Origin of the sequence: Bradyrhizobium symbiodeficiens (assembly GCF_002266465.3) — a bacterium.
GTDB lineage: Bacteria > Pseudomonadota > Alphaproteobacteria > Rhizobiales > Xanthobacteraceae > Bradyrhizobium > Bradyrhizobium symbiodeficiens.
Map to the genome: position 1 here is coordinate 5115723 of NZ_CP029427.2, position 17491 is coordinate 5133213.

Annotated in this window: 15 protein-coding genes; 14 read left to right on the forward strand and 1 reads right to left on the reverse strand. The window is 63.9% G+C overall.

Features of this window, described 5'->3' with window-relative positions; all coding sequences use genetic code 11:
- Positions 1-45 precede the first annotated feature (45 nt).
- The 6 genes from CIT39_RS24080 (at position 46) to neuB (ending at position 8428) form a co-directional block, all read left to right on the forward strand.
- Positions 46-2550, forward strand: coding sequence for a hypothetical protein (locus tag CIT39_RS24080; RefSeq protein WP_094972460.1), 2505 nt, complete (start codon positions 46-48; stop codon positions 2548-2550).
- Between the two features lie 83 nt (positions 2551-2633).
- Positions 2634-3836, forward strand: coding sequence for an HAD-IIIA family hydrolase (locus CIT39_RS24085; RefSeq protein WP_094972461.1), 1203 nt, complete (start codon positions 2634-2636; stop codon positions 3834-3836).
- A gap of 130 nt (positions 3837-3966) precedes the next feature.
- Positions 3967-4986, forward strand: a complete 1020-nt coding sequence (locus tag CIT39_RS24090) for an NAD-dependent 4,6-dehydratase LegB (RefSeq protein WP_094972462.1) — start codon at positions 3967-3969, stop codon at positions 4984-4986.
- Positions 4979-6190: a LegC family aminotransferase gene (locus CIT39_RS24095; RefSeq protein WP_094972463.1), complete on the forward strand. Its 1212-nt coding sequence runs from the start codon at positions 4979-4981 to the stop codon at positions 6188-6190. The genes CIT39_RS24090 and CIT39_RS24095 overlap by 8 nt, the downstream gene beginning before the upstream one ends.
- On the forward strand, positions 6183-7361 hold the full coding sequence (neuC, locus tag CIT39_RS24100) for a UDP-N-acetylglucosamine 2-epimerase (protein WP_094972464.1): 1179 nt from the start codon (positions 6183-6185) through the stop codon (positions 7359-7361). Before CIT39_RS24095 ends, neuC begins: the two co-directional genes overlap by 8 nt.
- On the forward strand, positions 7358-8428 hold the full coding sequence (gene neuB, locus CIT39_RS24105) for an N-acetylneuraminate synthase (RefSeq protein ID WP_094972465.1): 1071 nt from the start codon (positions 7358-7360) through the stop codon (positions 8426-8428). Before neuC ends, neuB begins: the two co-directional genes overlap by 4 nt.
- Here neuB and CIT39_RS24110 read toward each other — a convergent pair.
- Positions 8425-9036, reverse strand: a complete 612-nt coding sequence (locus CIT39_RS24110; protein WP_094972466.1) for an acetyltransferase — start codon at positions 9034-9036, stop codon at positions 8425-8427. The two genes, neuB and CIT39_RS24110, sit on opposite strands and share 4 nt — an antisense overlap.
- Before the next feature lie 197 nt (positions 9037-9233).
- Here CIT39_RS24110 and CIT39_RS24115 point away from each other — a divergent pair, with 197 nt between their 5' ends.
- From CIT39_RS24115 to CIT39_RS24150, 8 genes are read left to right on the forward strand one after another with little or no spacing between them, the layout of a single operon-like run.
- Entirely contained in the window at positions 9234-10283 is a 1050-nt protein-coding gene (locus tag CIT39_RS24115; RefSeq protein ID WP_162308652.1) for a nucleotidyltransferase family protein, read from the forward strand.
- Complete coding sequence (locus tag CIT39_RS24120) at positions 10280-11188, forward strand: Gfo/Idh/MocA family protein (protein ID WP_094972468.1); 909 nt, start codon at positions 10280-10282, stop codon at positions 11186-11188. Before CIT39_RS24115 ends, CIT39_RS24120 begins: the two co-directional genes overlap by 4 nt.
- Complete coding sequence (locus tag CIT39_RS24125) at positions 11185-11886, forward strand: acylneuraminate cytidylyltransferase family protein (RefSeq protein WP_094972469.1); 702 nt, start codon at positions 11185-11187, stop codon at positions 11884-11886. The genes CIT39_RS24120 and CIT39_RS24125 overlap by 4 nt, the downstream gene beginning before the upstream one ends.
- A 13-nt stretch (positions 11887-11899) precedes the next feature.
- Positions 11900-12721 carry an SDR family oxidoreductase gene (locus CIT39_RS24130; RefSeq protein ID WP_094972470.1) on the forward strand — a complete coding sequence of 274 codons (822 nt, stop codon included), beginning with the start codon at positions 11900-11902 and terminating at the stop codon, positions 12719-12721.
- A 10-nt stretch (positions 12722-12731) separates the two neighbouring features.
- Entirely contained in the window at positions 12732-14255 is a 1524-nt protein-coding gene (locus CIT39_RS24135; RefSeq protein ID WP_094972471.1) for an MATE family efflux transporter, read from the forward strand.
- Positions 14256-15146, forward strand: coding sequence for a class I SAM-dependent methyltransferase (locus CIT39_RS24140; protein ID WP_094972472.1), 891 nt, complete (start codon positions 14256-14258; stop codon positions 15144-15146).
- On the forward strand, positions 15143-16075 hold the full coding sequence (locus CIT39_RS24145) for a hypothetical protein (protein WP_094972473.1): 933 nt from the start codon (positions 15143-15145) through the stop codon (positions 16073-16075). Before CIT39_RS24140 ends, CIT39_RS24145 begins: the two co-directional genes overlap by 4 nt.
- 25 nt (positions 16076-16100) lie before the next feature.
- The gene (locus CIT39_RS24150) at positions 16101-17489 is read left to right on the forward strand and encodes a surface carbohydrate biosynthesis protein (protein ID WP_162308653.1); all 1389 of its coding nucleotides are present in this window, start codon (positions 16101-16103) and stop codon (positions 17487-17489) included.
- Positions 17490-17491: the final 2 nt, after the last annotated feature.

The window sequence follows — 17491 nt, forward strand, 5'->3', positions numbered from 1 at the left end:
CCATCTCCCGGTTGCTTGGCCGAAGCCCATTGTAGAGATCTCCCGATGTGGACGACCACATTTGTCCTGACGCTCCTGTTCTTCCTGATACAGCTCGGCACCGGATTTTCGATCCTGACCATTGCGTCGACGAAATTCATCGAGGTATGCCGGCTGACGAAGGCTCAGTTCGTCGTTCTCGGATTCACGGTTGGCGCCTCGACAACCGGCATCCTGCTCGGACTACTCTCGCTATTCGTAGACGACATCTGGCTTCAGTTCGCCGCGATGCTTGCCGTCTCCGGCTTCGGCCTTGCCTGGTCATGGCCGAACTGGCGCCCGAGCACCGGCGAGACACGCGACGCGGCCGCTTGGTGCCTCCTGGCGCTGCCGATTGCGCTCCTGACATGGTGGTGGTCCTTCGGCGCATTTTCCAGCTTTCCCTACGGGGACATCGGCGCCGATGTTCACTGGATGAAGACCGCGCAAGAGTACGCCGACAGCGGCGTCATCAATCCCTACGCGGCCCAATCCTACGTCGATCTTCGGTCCGCACTCGCAGGCTCCCTCGCTGGAACGCTGGGCCTGGATCTTCTGAGATTCAGCTGGACCTATCGCTTCTTCTCGATCCTGTTCTTCCTGTTGGCGTCCTATGCCTTCGTGCAGGGCATCTATTCCACGTCTCCGCGAAAATGGATTGCCTTCTTCTTCGCCGCGACCGGCAACGCCGTCGTCTTGATGACAAACGGCAGCCTGGCGGTCGTCAGCAGTGTCGTTTTTCTCGGCGTATTGATGAGCAATTCGAAGCGGAACGCAAACGATCTGTCGATGCGATCCGTCTTGCTGCTGGCGGTTACCGCCGGCGCGACGCTTCTGCTCGCGTTCGCATTCAACAACAACACGCTCGTGCTTGCGTTGCTCATCGCCGGGCTACTCGGGGTCAGGATCCTGAGCAACACCGGAAAATATGCAGGGCTTCTCTTTCTTGGTTGCGTCTGGCCGGCAACGCTGCTGCTTGCACATCGCGGTTCCTTCCTGTTCGTTCCAACCGTCCTGGCCAGTTGGCTTCTGTATCTTGCCATCGTGCGGATGATCTCCGCCTGGCCGTCCGTCAGCATCGCGGCCCTGCGATTTTTGTCCGTCACACTACCCCTGATCATTGCCGGAATTGTCGTCTGCGTTGCGGGAATGCGCTTCGGCTACATTCCGCCGATGAGCGGCAACGACACGTTCTCCTCGATTACGGGCCTGATCCTGGGCAGACGGATCGAGGGCGGCGAAGAGCTGTTCCTGGGCTCCGGACCACAGGTCGCCACGATTGAGGTTGGCCGGGCGATGGGGCCGCTTTTCACCATCTGCATCACACTGGGCGTTGCGTGGTGGTCGATGACCCGGCCTGTCTTCCGTGGCCCCTCAGGGGCGATCGGACTTCAAAGCAAAGGCTTCGTGACACTCGTGTGGTCCTGGATTGCCGGCTGCGGCCTGATGCTCGCCGTACTCTCTGGGTTCCCTTTCCTGTATCGTATCAGCACGATCATAATGTCGCTGTTCACGATCACGGCCGTTGAGACTTTTTGCCAGTTGCTGGTCGATTTCAGCCCTTCCCGATATCGACGGGTCCTGGTTGCCGCAACCGTTACACTGCTCGCAACCGTCCTCGTGGTAGTGGTTTACGCGTTTGCCTGGCGGACCGACCTGCCTTTTGCCCGCTACCAGGCGTTCCTGCGACCGACGGAAATCGCAGGCATCGTGCTGCTCGCGATACTCGCGCTATCGACCCTGGCCCGGTCGAGGCGGGTCTACATTTATGGTCTGGTGGGGGTCGTGGGATTGGGCGTGGCGGTCGACAGGATTGGCCTCTCCGGCATTGTCAGGAGCTACAGTTACGGCGCGCTTCCCGACCGCACGGCAGTCGTTTCACACTACAACGCCGAGGATCTCGAGGTCGCTCGCTGGCTCCGCGACAATCTGCGAAAGGGAATCATTCTTTCGGACCCGTATACGATGGGCATCGTCCAGGCGGTCACGGGCGCGCCGGCCGCCTATCTGTTCTCCAATCTGGACACTGTGAACGATGCGGTCGCGAAGCGGACAAAATCGATGGTGCGCACGATGCTGCAGCCGACCGAAGGACGTCAGCGGCTTGAAGACACTTGCAGCCTGATCGCGCCTCTGGTTGGTGCAATCAATTCGGAGACATTCTTTCAGATGGGACGGGCCGATGCTTTGGGCGGAATGATGCGATCTGTCCGCACCGTAACGGCACCGCTTCCGGAAACGGGGCAACCGTCTTCCCCAGGCGCCTGGGTGGGCCCGGAACTTACGGGTGAGGAAGCCAAGTCCACGATCCAGAACATTCTGGGAAATGGGGAAGATGCCTGGCACCTCGTCGCGATCATCACGCCCCGCACGATCGCCTGGACACACCTCGCGGCCAACCAGCGCCTCAGCTATTTTCCGCCCACCGAGTCGATCGAGCCTGCGATCATCGATGCGTTGCGCGCCGGCCCGTTTCCAGTTCTGTTTGCCAACAGGCAGGCTGCCGTCGTTCGCATTCCCTGCTCGCGCTGATATGAAGTGGACCGGACATTGATCCTCGCACGGTCGCAGATTGGCGCAACGGCCCGCCAACCATCCAGTGAGAAGGGCACCTCATGCTGAGACAGGCCGCGATCCTCGTCGGTGGGCTGGGTACCCGGTTGGGTGAGCGCACGAAGCAGGTTCCAAAGCCGATGCTCGACGTCGGCGGACGGCCGTTTCTCGATACACTGATCGACGAGCTGGTGCGCTATGGCGTGTTCGATGAAATTCTCCTGCTCGCGGGCCACAAGGCGGAGATCGTCGAGACACACTACGCCGCGGCCGTCCGGGGGCGGCCGCGAATCGTCGTGTCGCGCGAGACCGAGCCGCTCGGCACCGCCGGCGCGCTCGTTCATGCGCGCGATCTGCTGCACGATCGCTTTCTGCTGCTCAATGGAGACTCCCTGTTCGACTTCAACCTGCTCGACCTGATCGCCCGCGCGCATGACGGGCGCGTGCACATGGCGCTGCGTGACGGCGTCGTCGGAGATCGCTACGGGCGCGTCGTGCTCGATGGTGACATCGTGCGCGATTTCATCGCCCCGGGTGCGGGCGCTACGGGCCCGGTCAATGCCGGCATCTACGTCATCGACAAATCCGTTCTCGACGACATCGCGACGCTTCCCGCTTCGCTCGAGCAGGAGATATTCCCCGGCCTTGCCAGGTCCGGCGCGCTGCGTGGCACGGCCTATCGCGGTTACTTCATCGACATCGGCATTCCCGATGACTTCGCGCGCGCCGATCGCGAATTGCGCCGGCAGTTGAGGCGGCCGGCCGTGTTCTTCGATCGCGACGGCGTGCTCAACCACGATTCCGGATACACGTTCGAGACGCACAAGCTCGAATGGATCGAGGGGGCACGCGCGGCCGTGAAAGCCGTCAACGATGCCGGCTATTTTGCCTTCGTCATCACCAATCAATCCGGCGTCGCACGCGGCTATTACGAGGAGCATCACGTGGTCTCGCTGCACCGCTGGATGGCGGACCAGATGGCGTTGATCGGCGCGCATATCGATGCATTCGAATATTGCCCTGATCACCCCGACGGAACCGTCGCGCGTTATTGCCGCATCAGCGACCGCCGCAAGCCGGCGCCGGGCATGATCACCGATCTCGTCATGCGCTTCCCCGTCGACATGACACGCAGCATGGTGATCGGGGACAAGGAAAGCGACATGGAAGCGGCGGAGGCCGCGGGCCTTGCTGGCCATTTGTTCAAGGGCGGAAATCTGGAGACGTTCGTGAAGCAACGCCTTGTCCCGGCCGGAGACGCCTAGAGTCGCGCCCAAAAGTGCTGCATCCCCGGGCATTTGGCCAAAGCCGAGCGGTGCTCTGTTGCACGCAACCGCCAGTGTGCTATAGCGCCATCCTATTGCGATGACTGAGCTAATCGCGTTGGGGTCCGACATGGAAGATCTGAAGGATGCCCGCGTCCTCGTGACCGGCAGCGACGGCTTCATCGGCTCGCATGTCGTCGAGGAACTGGTCAGGGCCGGCGCACGGGTCAAGGCAGTCGTCTATTACAACTCCTTCAACTCCTGGGGCTGGCTCGACACGATACCGGCCGAGATCATGACGTCGGTGGAGGTGGCGGCTGGCGACATCCGCGACCCCCATTTCATGATCGCGGCCGCGAGCGGCTGCACCGACGTGCTGCATCTGGCGGCGCTGATCGCCATCCCCTTCTCCTATGTCGCGCCCGATTCCTATGTCGAGACCAATGTGCGCGGCACCGTGAACGTGCTCCAGGCCGCGCGCATGGCCGGGGTGCGGCGCTTCGTTCAGACCTCGACCAGCGAGGTCTACGGCACGGCGCAGACGGTTCCGATCAAGGAGAGCCATCCGCTGGTCGGGCAGTCCCCCTACTCGGCCTCGAAAATCGCCTCCGACCAGATGGCGCTGTCATTCCAGGCTTCGTTCGACATGCCCGTCGTGGTGATCCGCCCCTTCAACACCTTTGGCCCGCGGCAATCGGCGCGGGCGGTGATCCCGACGATCATCAGCCAGATCGCGACCGGCAAGCGCAGGATCCGCCTCGGCGCCGTCAGCCCGACGCGCGATTTCTCGTTCGTCACCGACACCGCGCGCGGCCTGATCGCGGGCCTCACCGCACCTGCGGAGCAAGTCGTCGGCCAGACCATCAATCTCGGCAGCGGGTTCGAGATTTCGGTCGGCGCGACCGCGCAGATGATCGCGGACGTCATGGGAACGGCGATCGAAATCGAGACCGACGAGGCGCGGCTGCGCCCCGCCAATAGCGAGGTCGAGCGGCTTTGGGCCGACAATTCCAAGGCACGCCAGCAGCTCGGCTGGAGGCCGGAATTCGGCGGCATCGAGGGCATGCGCCGCGGCATGGTCAAGACGGTGAACTGGTTCACCAATCCTGCAAACCTCGGCCGCTACAAGGCGGACGTGTACAATGTCTGAGCCGATGGTGGACAGTCACGTGACGAGGTCAGGCTTCGACCAAAAGACGATCGTCGATGCCGTGCGGCGTGCAGTGGGAACGCCGAACGGCATCCTCGGCCTGCACGAGCCGGTGTTCGCCGGCAACGAGATCGCCTATCTCGAAGAGTGCATCAAGAGCACCTTCGTTTCCTCAGTCGGTCCCTTCGTCGATCGGTTCGAGCGCATGCTCGAGGAGGTCACCGGCGCCAGGCGCGCGGTTGCCGTCGTCAATGGCACGGCCGCGCTGCATGCCTGCTTCATCCTCGCCGGAGTCGAGCCCGGCGACGAGGTCATTTCGCCGGCACTGACCTTCATCGCGACGACGAACGCAATCGCCTATTGCGGCGCGACCCCTCATTTCGTCGACAGCTCACTCGAAACACTCGGCATGGACGCGCGCGCGCTCGCGACGCGCCTCGATGCAATCGCACAAAAGACCGCGACCGGCACCATCAACCGCGAGACCGGCCGCCGCATCGCAGCGATCACCCCGATGCACACGTTCGGGCATCCCGTCGAGCTCGACGAGATCGCAGCACTTGCGAAGGATTGGAACATCGCGCTGGTCGAAGACGCCGCGGAATCGCTCGGATCAACCTACAAGGGCCACCCGGTCGGATCGCAGGCACGCCTTGCAGCACTCAGCTTCAACGGCAACAAGATCGTCACCACCGGCGGCGGCGGCGCAATCCTGACCAATGACGAGGAGCTTGGCCGCCGCGCCAAGCACCTGACGACGACGGCAAAGCTGCCGCATAAATGGGCCTTCGTCCACGACGAGATCGGCTTCAACTACCGCCTGCCGAACTTGAACGCGGCACTCGGCTGCGCCCAACTCGAGCAGCTCGACGGCTTCCTGGCGAACAAGCGCAAATTGGCCGCAGCCTATCAGCGCGCCTTTGCGGATGTGCCCGGCGTCCATTTTTCGCACGAGCCGAAGGACACCACGAGCAATTACTGGCTGAATGCGATCCTGCTTGACGAGGAAAATGCCGGCCGCCGCGACGACGTCCTCGCCGCGCTCAACGACGCCGGCTTCGGCGCGCGTCCGGCCTGGACCTTGATGCACAGGCTGCCGATGTTCGCGCAAAGCCCTCGCGGCGATCTTTCCACCGCCGAAGCCATCGAACGCAGACTGATCAACCTGCCCAGCAGCGCCAGCATCAGGTCCCGCGATGAATAATGGTGCGCGCAAGATCTGCTTCGTCACCGGCAGCCGCGCCGATTTCGGGCTGCTCGTCTGGCCGATGCGCGCGATCCGGGCAACGCCCGGCCTGACACTACAACTCGTCGCCACCGGCATGCATTTCGCGCCGGAGTTCGGCTACACTTTCAACGCGATCCGCGACGAGGGATTCGAGGTCGACGCGCGCGTCGAGACGCTGCTGAGCAGCGACACCGGCGCCGGAGTCGCAAAATCCGTCGGCCTTGGTGTCATCGGCTTTGCCGATACCTTCACACGCCTGCAACCGGATCTCGTCGTCGTGCTCGGCGACCGTTTCGAGATGTTTGCAGCTGCACAGGCCGCCATGTTCATGCGGCTGCCGATGGCGCATCTGTTCGGCGGTGACGTCACCGAGGGCGCGGTCGACGAATCGACCCGCCACGCCATCAGCAAGATGTCGCACCTGCATTTCACCAGCAATCAAGGCTCGACGCGACGATTGATGCAGCTTGGCGAGCATCCGTCCCGCATTCACACCATCGGCTCGGTCGGCATCGACGCCATCAAGCATCTCGATCTGATGAATCGCGACGACATCGGCGGTGCGATCGGGATACCGCTCGGCGAACGCAATGCGCTCATCACTTTTCACCCCGTCACGGTCGAAGCCGGACGCTCGGTGGCTGAGCTGGATGAATTATTCGCCGCCCTGTCGACGCTCGATCCCGCCTTTCGTTTCGTGTTCACACTTGCCAACGCCGACGCCGAGGGCCGCGCCTTGAACGCAGGGATCGAGGCTTTCGCGGCCAGCCGGCCGAACACGATCGCGGTCGCCTCGCTCGGGCAACTTCGCTATCTCAGCCTGATGAGCCAGGTGGACTTGGTGATCGGCAACTCCTCGAGCGGCCTGCTCGAAGCGCCCTCCTTCGGCGTTCCCACGGTCGATATCGGCGACCGCCAGAAGGGACGCGAGCGTGCGGCCTCGGTGTTTCACGCTGCGCCCGAGCGCGGGGCCATTGCCACCGCCATTGCGGCGGGGCTCGCGCGCGGCCGTCAAGCCGCCGTCAACCCTTACGGCGACGGCGAATCCAGCCGACGATTTGCCGAGATCATCGCCGGCATCCCGGATTTCAGGCCGCTTCTGGTCAAGGGCTTTTACGAGCTTCCTCCAGGTGGGGCGCAGGTATGACCACGCACACGCTGATCATCGCGGAAGCCGGCGTCAATCACGACGGAAGCCTGGACAAGGCATTGGCCCTCGTCGAGGCGGCCGCCGACGCTGGCGCCGACATCGTCAAATTCCAGACCTTCAACGCGAAGGCATTGGCCGGCAACGCTGCGAAGAAGGCGGACTATCAGCAGCGCACGACGGCCGCTGATGAAAGTCAGCTCGCCATGCTGAAACGGCTGGAGTTGCCGCAGGCTGCGCATCACACGCTGATCGAACGTGCCAGAGAACGCGGCATCGAATTCCTGTCGACGCCGTTCGACGACGCTTCGCTCGCCTTCCTGCTGTCACTGAAGCTGCCGCGCATCAAGATCGGATCTGGCGACCTCACCAACGCGCCGCTGCTTCATGCGGCGGCGAGGGCCGGCGCGACGCTGATCCTGTCGACCGGCATGGCAACGCTCGGCGAGATCGAGGAGGCGCTGGGCGTGCTCGCCCATGGCTACGGCCCACCCTGCGGGACACCCGGCATTGCCGCCTTCCGCGCGGCGTGGCGCGATCCGGCAGGGCGCACGGCGCTCGCACAGCACGTCAGCCTGCTCCATTGCACGACTGAGTATCCCTGCCCCGTCGGCGACGTGAACCTCGCTGCAATGGCGACGATGCGATCCGCATTCCAGCTTCCGGTCGGCTATTCCGATCACACCGACGGTTTCGAGGTTTCGGTGGCCGCCGTCGCGCTCGGCGCGACGATCATCGAAAAGCACCTGACGCTCGATCGCAAGGCGCAAGGCCCCGACCACGCGGCCTCGCTGGAGCCTGACGATTTCAAGCGCATGGTCGTCGCCATCCGCAACGTCGAACGCGCGCTTGGCGACGGCGTGAAGGCGCCGAAGGACTCCGAGATCAGGAATGTCCCTGTGGCGCGCAAGAGCATCGTTGCGGCGCGCGCGCTCGAGGCCGGCGAGACCATCGGCCCCGCCGACATCACCGCCAAGCGACCGGGCACCGGCCGGCCGCCGATCGACTACTGGTCGCTGGTCGGAACGGCCGCGCCCCGCGCGCTCGAGCCTGACGATCCGCTTTAGCCTTGCGGCTTTGCCGGAACGCCGCGAAGGACGGCACCTGCCGGGCATGGAGCCGTGACCACCGATCCCATTGCGACCAGCGTATCGTTGCCGATCACGATGTGGTCCCTGACCCGGCTGCCGAGACCGACGAAGCAGTTCTCGCCGATCTTCGCGCCGCCGCCGATCACGGTTCCAGGCGACAGATGCGTGCAATCGCCGATCCGCACGTCATGCTCGACGACGACAGCTGAATTGACGATGCAGTGATCGCCGACCCGGCTTCGCGCGTTGACGATTGCGCCCGGCATGATGACGGTGCCAGCGCCGATCGTGGCCGACGGCGAGACGATCGCACGCGGATGAACCACGGACGCCCAGCGCTTGACCTGTATTCGGCCGATCATCTGCCGGCGTGCGGGCCCCGCCTGCATCGATCCGATTCCCATCACGAAGGCGGCATTCGGATACTCCGACGCGGCGTCGTCGGTTCCGAGATAGCTGATGTCACCGAGCGTTCCGGGCTGGCGATCGAGGAAGCCGACGACCTTGAACTGGCCGGACAACAGCGCCGCCTCGCAGACCATGAAGGCGTGCTCGCCGCCGCCTATGATGATGAGATCGTCCATCGCTGCTCCCCTTCGCGGGGCAATCTTAGCGGGGGGATCGCGGGTCTCCAAACTGTTGATTCGGACCGCGAAATGCCTGGGTTAACGGGGCTGTTCAGGAGGATGCCGTTGGGGTTGACGCCGCCTCTCGCAGCCGCGATATAGCAGGCTCAGCCGTGGGCCGCCCCCAATATCTGGCGTATACGAGGCAGATTGCCATGAAATCCTGGCGTAAGGCCGTCGTTGGAACGCAGGCGACTGTGGGCGAGGCCATTGCTGCCATCGAGAGCGGAAGCATCCAGATTGCGCTCGTACTCGACGACCAGAACCGCCTGCTCGGCGTGGTCACCGACGGTGACGTGAGGCGCGGCCTGCTGCGCGGCATCCCTCTCACCGGACTTGCGACCGACATCATGAACCGTGCGGCGGTGTCGGCTCCAGCGACACTGCCACGCGAGGATCGCCTGCAGCTGATGCGGCAGAAGTCGATCAAGCAGCTTCCGCTTGTCGACGAGAGCGGCCATCTGGTCGTGGTCGAGACGCTCGACGAACTGCTCGAACCGGCACACTATCCGAACCCTGTCCTGATCATGGCAGGCGGCCTCGGCGAACGCCTGGGCGCGCTGACACGCGACCTGCCGAAGCCGATGCTCAATGTCGGCGGCCGGCCGCTGCTCGAGACCATCGTCCGCAACGTCGTGCAGCAGGGTTTTGGCAACATCTTCATCTCGGTCAACTACAAGGCCCAGATGATCAAGGATTACTTTGGCGATGGCACCGCCTTCGGCGCCAATATCCAGTACGTCCACGAAACGGAACGGCTGGGGACTGCAGGCGCGCTCGGACTCTTCCGGGCCCCGCCGGCCCTGCCCATGATCGTCACCAACGGCGACATCCTCACCACGATCAACTACGGCGCCCTCCTCGACTTCCATAACGCAACTCCGGCGGAAGCGACGATGGTGGTGCGCGAGCACAAGGTCCACGTCCCCTATGGCGTGGTTTCCACGTCGGACGGTTTTCTCGATGCCATCCGCGAGAAGCCGACTGAGAGCTGGTTCGTCAGTGCCGGCATCTACGTGATCGGCCAGTCCGTCTTCAGCCGTGTCACGCCCGGCGTCAGCATCGACATGCCGACCGTGCTGGAGCGCGTCATCGCCGACAAGGGGCGGGTTGCGGTCTATCCCATTCGCGAATACTGGCTCGATATCGGCCGCCTGGAGGATTTCGAGCAGGCGCATGCGGAGTTTCACGAGGTCTTCCCGTGACTTCGACAAAAGCCGTCGTGGTTGGTCTCGGCTCAATCGGCACGAGGCATGCGCGCGTTCTGCGCGAGCTCGGCCTCGAGGTCGCGACCGTCAGCCGCCGCGAAGGCGGCGACTACGGATCGATCACGCAGGCCGTCGCGACGGCGCATCCGGACTACGTAGTGATCGCCACCGAGACTGCGCGCCATGCGGAAGATCTGAAAGAGCTCGCGCAGGCCGGCTTCGATGGCAAAGTCCTTGTCGAAAAGCCGCTGTTCGCGACACCGATGCCTCCGCCGAAATATCCGTTTGCCCATGTCAGCGTCGGATACAATCTGCGCTTCCACCCCGTGATGACGGCGCTGGCCGAGAAACTGCGCGGGCGCGATGTGATCACGGTCGCGGCCTATGTCGGCCAGGACATCAGGGACTGGCGACCCGGCCGCGATCATCGCGCGACCGCATCCGCCACAGTCGATGCCGGAGGTGGTGTGCTGCGGGATCTCAGCCACGAACTGGACTATCTGCTGTGGCTGTTCGGTCCGTGGCATCGCGTCGCAGCGCTCGGCGGTGCGTCCGGCGCGCGCGACATCGACGTCGACGACCATCTCGACCTGCTGCTCGATATGCAGCGCGCGCCATCGGTCCACGTCCACATGGACTATCTCGACCGGCAGGGCATCCGCCGCATTCGCGTCAATGTCGACGACGACACCATCGAGGCCGATCTCGTCGGCAGCCGTCTTGCGATCAACGGCAAGGCAACGGAGATCCCCAGCGACCGCGACCAGAGCTATCGCGACATGCATGTCGCGGCGATACGTGGCGCGAGCCCGGCCTGCTCGCTGCCCGAGGCGCTCGGCGTCGTGCATCTGATCGATGCCAGCGAGCGTGCTCTGCGCACCAAGACCTGGATATCGCCATGAGTCTCCTCTGCACCATCTGCGCACGCGGCGGCTCGAAAGGGGTCGTCGGCAAGAATGCGCGCGATCTGCTGGGCAAACCCGTGCTGGCCTGGAGCATCGCGCAGGCACGCGAGACCGGCCTGTTCGATGCAATCGCGTTCAGCAGCGATTCGGACGCGCTGCTCGACGCGGCCCTCAAAGCCGGTGCCGACATCGCGGTTAAGCGTCCCGACGAGATGGCGACCGACACAGCACCGAAGCTTCCGGCAATCCGCCACTGTCTCGAGCGGGCCATCGCGCAAACGGGCCGCACGCCGGAGATCTTCGTCGATCTCGACGTCACCTCGCCGCTCAGGCTGGCGTCCGACATCACCGATGCGGTCGCGCTGCTGCGCGAGAGCGGCACACGCAATGTCATTACGGGGGCACCGGCGCGACGCTCGCCCTATTTCAATCTGGTCGAGCAGCGCACCGATGGCAGCGTCGGCCTCTCCAAAACTGCCGATCCTCCAATCACCCGCCGTCAGGATGCGCCGCGCTGCTTCGACATGAACGCGTCGATCTATGTCTGGCGCGTCGCGCCGTTCCTGGAGCAGCCTGCGGTGTTCTATCCGGACACGCGCCTGTTCGAAATGCCGGAAGAACGCTCGATCGACATCGATTCCGATCTCGATTTTGCGTTGGTCGAACTGTTGCTGCGCCAACGACTGCCGGCCTGAGGAGGCCCAAACGATGACCACGAGCTTCAAGGCCCTGTTCGATCTGACCGGCCGAACCGCCGTCGTCACCGGGGGATGCGGCATCCTCGGACGCCGCTTCGCCGAGGGCCTTGCCGAGTTTGGCGCCAACGTCGCGATCGTCGATCTCGATCAGGCCGCGACCGATGCTGCGGCAGCCGACGTCGCCTCACGCCATGCCGCGCGCGCCAAAGGCTATGGCTGCGACATCACCGAGCCAAGCTCCGTCCGCAACACGGCCGATGCGATCGAAGCGGACCTCGGACCGGTCTCGATCCTGCTCAACAACGCCGCGAGCAAGACCGGCGATGTCGACGCCTTCTTTGCACCGGTCGAAAAATTCTCGCTGGACACATGGCGAGAGATCATGGCGGTCAATCTCGACGGCATGTTCAACGTCGCGCAGGTATTTGGCGGCCAAATGGCCGAGCGTGGCTACGGCGCTATCGTGCAGACCGCCTCGATCTACGGCCTGATGGCGCCCGACCAGCGCATCTACGAAGGCTCCGAATATCTCGGCCGCGCCATCAACACGCCCGCGGTCTACACCGCGTCCAAAGCCGGCGTCATCGGCCTGACCAAGCACCTGGCGACCTACTGGGCGGCGAAGGGCGTTCGCGTCAATACCCTCACCCCCGGCGGGGTCGAGAGCGGACAGAACGAGACCTTCAAGGCGCGCTATGGTGCCCGTATCCCGCTCGGCCGCATGGCTCGCGCTGACGAGATGGTGGGGACGATGCTGTTCCTGGTGTCGGATGCCGCGTCCTACGTGACTGGGCAGAACGTCGCCGTCGACGGCGGCCTGAGCGCCTGGTAGCAAGACATCAATGATCAAGCGCCTGATCCAGAACACGGTGATTTCGGCGCTGGCCTTCGGCGTGGCCGCCCTGCTGGGTCTTGCGGTCATTCCATTGATCATCGGGACCTGGGGGGTGACCGAGTTCGGCCTCATCGTCATCTCGCGGCTGCTGCTTCCCAGCGGCATGATGGCGGTGCTCGACCTCGGTCTGTCCGAGGTCGCCACCCAGGTCGTCGCCCGCGCGCGCGAGCACCGCAATTGGACACAGGCCAGTCGCCAGCTCGCTTTCCTGGGGGCGGTCTCCTTCGCTCTCACCTTGATGCTGAGCGCCGTCATATGGTTCGCGACGCCACTGTTCGTCATCGTAATGAAGGTCGACGCCGCACATGTGGAGACGTTCACGCGGATCATGCACTACACGGCCCTCGCGAATCTAATCTTCGTTCCGGCACTGGTGTGGGAAGGCACCGTCAAGGGCTTCGAGCGCTACAACCTGCTCCGCGTTGCGGAGGTCACGTCAACGGCGGCCTATGTCGGCCTGACATTCGCAGCCTCGTGGGCGGCGGCAGGCTTTGAAGTGGTCGCCTATATCTATCTCGCCACGCTGGTGGCCCGCGCCGTCGTCATTGGAATTGCCGCGTTCGTGGCCCTGCGGCACAAGCACGTGCGATTGCTGCCGTGGACCCCGGACATCCGGCAGGATATTCTGCACCGCTGCCTGCTGCTCCTGCAGGGCAAACTGATGGGCGGCATTTCCGGACCGCTTCAGCCGTTCCTGATCGGATTGCTGTTCGGTCCCAAGGCGGTCGGCACCTACGACGCGCTGGTGCGGTTGTCGCGGGTTTCCAAGGTCGTCGTCAGCCTTCTGACATCCGCCCTGCTTCCCGTCGCCAGCCGCCTCGACGAGCGCGGCAGCGCGACCTCGTTCCAGCGCCTCGGCGACCTCGGCCTCGTCATGATGCCGATGTTCGTGGTGCCGCCGCTGGCTGCGACCGCGATCCTTTCGCCGGAGATCATGAACATCTGGATCGGCCCCCTTCTCGCGCCCTACGCGTTCTGGATGGGCCTGAGCTTCCTGGTCCCGATCTGCGCCCAATACGTCGCGATCGGCAGCCTGATCTTCATGACGCGGCCGGAGGTGCAGGCCAGGCTCAACCGGCTGATCGCCGTTCAGCTCCTGATCTGGGCGGTGGTCTCGGCCGCGACATTGCACCTGTTCGCGGAACGCGCCCTGATCCTCGGCCAGGTGATCGGTAGTATGCTCATCCTGCCCTTGCAGCTGGAAGCGTTGCGCGGCGCACTCGAGCTCGACCGCAATCGCTTCGCGAAGGTCATCGGAACCCAGTTCGCAATCCTAGTCCTGGCAAGCATTTTTCTAGCGGCAATTGCAGGTTACATTCGGTTCGACAGCGTGCTAAAGCTCGCCCTTGGTTCCATGGCTTTCTGTCTGATCACCTGGACGCTCCAATACTTCCTCGTGCTCGAAAAGCGGCACCGGACTGTATTTCCAGCCGTCGGACAACTGATGGGACTGACATCCAGAAGCAGTTGAATGAACATCCACGCGACAGACACGAAGGCCGTCATCACGGGTTTTGCTCCGGCATCGTTGTCGGACCGGGCGACGACCTATGCTCTGGACGCGGTCAGGAGTATCGGCCGTCTTGCGATGCGCCGCGTGAAACGCACGGCCGACATCGTCGATTCCGAATACAATCTGCTGCACTGGCAGCGGACGCTGTCGGAAAAGAACTGGGCGAAGGCCGCAAGCATCCAGGACTTCCTGATTCCGAAGAACCCCGCGCTGGGTCTTCGCAAGGTCGACAATCAGATTTGCAGGGTCGCGGCCGACGACTATTATCGCTATCGCGCCAGGGCGCTCGGCGAATTGCTGGCGCGGCACACCGGCGGCGCCACCGAGATCGTCGAGCTTGGCGCCGGCTGTGGCATCAACCTTCTGTCGCTTCACCTCAACCATCCCGATTGGCGGCTACGCGGGTTCGACATCGCGCCGAACGGCATCGCTGCCGGCCGCGAGATCGCGGCGCATTATGGGCTGTCGGACCGGATAGCGCTCGACAGGATCGACCTGACCGACGGCAACGACCCCAGCTACGCCGCGATCAGGGACCAGGTCGTTTTTACCTACTTCTGCATCGAGCAAATTCCCTACGACGTGCACAAGGTGGTGGACAACATCATTGCGGCGAAGCCCAAGCGCGTCATCAACATCGAGCCGACGACGGAGCTTCTGAATCTCGCAAGTCCGCGAGACATGGTCAGCTTCCTCTACATCCGGTCGGTGGACTACCAGACGCAGCTGTTCTCGACGCTCGACGATTACGAGCGGCAGGGCCGCGTCCGCATCTTGGCGCGCGAACGCATGCCGTTCGCGCCGACGATCCACAATGATGGTTTTTTGTATTGCTGGGAGCCCACATGACAACCGTCGATACGACGGCTGATCGGCCTGCCCCGAAGAAGGCGAAGATCAGCCAGTTCCGCCGCCTTCTGTGGCACGTCAACCGCACCGATCTCGGATGGGTACTGAAGGCTGCCCTGACCAGCCTGCAACTGCCGGCTCGTGCCAAACGGATCGCGTTGCTCAAGCAGCTTCCGACCAAACCCGAGTGGGCCGAGGCCAGCCGCAAGCTGGAGACAGACGGCTACGTCGACGTCTCCTCGATCGTGGACCGCGGACTCGCGGAAGCCGTCGCGTCGTTCGCGGACGGCAAGGTGAACCGCCTCCAGGAGCTGGTCGGCCGGCAGAAGGAAGGGCACAAATCTTTCTGGGTCAGCCTGCTGGACGAGGACCTCGTCAACGGTGCGTTTGCCACCGATCATCCGTTCGTCCGCTACGCCCTGCAGCCGGCTGCACTGCGCATCATCGGCGACTTCATGCACGACCTGCCGCAATTGTCGGACGTGGTGCTGACATTGTCTCAACCCACGCCGAACCAGGCGTTGAGCTTCTCCCAGTTGTGGCATCTCGATCACGACGACAAGCGCGTCTGCAAGCTCTTCATCTATCTGACCGACGTGCAGGACACTGCCGATGGCCCGTTCACCTTCATCCCGGCCGGGCCGTCAAAGGCGTTCCGCAACTCGCTCAAGAGCCACATGAGCGATACGCAGGTTTTTGCCAAGACCGGTCCCGACGCCGTCAAGGAGATGATCGCGCCCCGCCTGTCGTCCTTCATCGTCAACACGGCGCGCTGCCTGCACATGGGAAGCAGGATCCAGTCGGATCACAGCCGCCTGCTGTACACGGCAACCTACATCCAGCAGCCGCGCATCTTTCCCGAACCGCCGGCGCGCTTCCGCGCGGTCGGTGCGCTGACGGAGCTCGAGCGCACCGTGATGCGGCTCTGACACGGACCTGCCGGGAGCTCACATCTTGCGTATAGGCCTGGTGGTCGATCACCCCAAGCGTGACCTGCCGGGGGCAGTCATGCTCGGTTATCAACTCGCGCGGCGCGGCGTCTCCGTCGCACTGGTGCCGATGTACGAGCAGGCCGTCGATGTCCCGCGACTGGGGCTGGACGCGCTGGTCGTCAACTACGCGCGTCCCGTCAATCTCGACCTGATGCGCAGCTTTGCCGGAGCGGGCCTCGCCCTGTACGTGCTTGACACCGAGGGCGGCGTGCTCGCGGAGAAAGGCGGCAACTCGCCTCCTGCGATGGCCGCTCACATCAAGGGCAGCGGCTACGCCGATATCCTGGCGGGCTATTTCTTCTGGGGGAGCCGGCTGTACGAGGCCTTCCTCGCGGCCGGAACCATGAAGCCGGAGCAGCTTCACCTCACCGGATGCCCGCGCTTCGATTTCGCGGCCCCGCACTGGCGCGCGCTGCTCGACGGAGAGCCGCACGGCTATCTGCTCGTCAACGCCAACTTTCCGCTGGTCAATTCGCGCTTCACCGGCAAGCCGGGCGGCGAGCGCGAAGCGATGGTGCGGGCCGGTTGGGACGGCGCCTATGTCGATCGCTTCATCGCCGACCTGAAGCAGGTCTTCGCCAATTATCTCGTCGAGATCGACCGGCTCGCCGCTGCGCGGCCCGACCGAAACATTCTGGTGCGTCCGCACCCCTTCGAGAGCGATGACGTCTATCGTAACGCCCTTTCGCGCCACGCCAACGTCCTGATCGACGGCAGCGGCAGCGTGCTCGACCGCATCCGCAATGCAACCGCGGTGATCCATCTCAACTGCGGGACGGCCGTCGAATCGGTCTTGTTGGGAAAGCTGCCGCTGCAGCTCGAATATCTGAACACGCCGACCACGGCCGGCCATGCCGCGCTGCCGGCGCGCGTGAGCCGGCGGGTCGCCTCGTTCGACGAGCTGCTCGACGCGATCGACCACATCGAGCGCGAGACCGAGACCTTCGATTTCGCTCGCGTTCACGCCGCCGATATCGAGGCATTCTTCCATCTCAACGACGGACAAGCCGCCGAACGTGTCGCCGAAGTCCTGACCCGTGCGACGCGTTCGCGCCGACCTTACGTCTCGCTGCTCGCGACCGTGAAGGGAACGCGTGCCAGGCCGAGCCTTGGCCAGATTGTCAAAGGAGCCGCCAGCGCCGCGCTCGGCTCCGCCGTCACGGAGCGGCTGCGCAGCCAGTTCAATCCCGCCCGGCGCGACAAGCGAATCGCACCGCCCTTCGTCCAGACCCTGCTTCAACGCATCGCCACTCACGATCAGGCGAGCCCGTCTCAATTTACGGCAAGACGCGCGCATTGCGCGGTGACGGGCTTGCCCCTCGCAAGTATTGCGATCGAACCCGCCCGATAGAG